This is a genomic window from Pseudomonas sp. KCJK9058 (assembly GCF_046230975.1).
Classification (GTDB): Bacteria; Pseudomonadota; Gammaproteobacteria; order Pseudomonadales; family Pseudomonadaceae; genus Aquipseudomonas; species Aquipseudomonas alloputida.
The window spans coordinates 1-539 of sequence record NZ_JBJJLR010000123.1; the positions used below are offsets into that span (position 1 = coordinate 1).

General features: G+C 63.1%; 1 protein-coding gene. It reads left to right on the forward strand.

Features of this window, described 5'->3' with window-relative positions; translation table 11 throughout:
* A partial coding sequence (locus tag ACK59Z_RS25870) for a thiamine pyrophosphate-binding protein (RefSeq protein WP_275106753.1) occupies window positions 1-539 on the forward strand: 539 nt, incomplete at its 3' end.

Below are 539 nucleotides of genomic sequence, written 5' to 3' on the forward strand. Positions count from 1 at the left end.
ATGGCCAAGGCCGCCGATGTCGTTGTGCAATGCCTGGAAAACGAAGGTGTCGAGTATGTATTCGGCATTCCCGGTGAGGAAAACCTCGACCTGCTCGAATCCCTGCGCAAGTCGAAGATCAAGCTGGTACTGACCCGTCACGAGCAGTCTGCAGGTTTCATGGCTGCCACCTACGGTCGTCTGACCGGCAAGACCGGCGTCAGCCTGTCGACCCTCGGCCCTGGTGCCACCAACCTGGTGACCGCCAGCGCCTACGCCTACCTGGGCGGCATGCCGATGATGATGATCACCGGGCAGAAGCCGATCAAGAAGTCCAAGCAGGGTCGCTTCCAGATCATTGACGTGTGCGGCATGATGGACCCCATCACCAAGTACACCCACCAGTTCGCCTCGGCCGACAACATCCCGGCCCGCATGCGCGAAGCCTTCCGCCTGGCCGAAGAAGAAAAGCCGGGTGCGGTGCACCTGGAGCTGCCGGAAGACATCGCCGCCGAGCAGACCGACGCGCTGCCGATCCCGCGCAGCCTGCACCGCCGCCC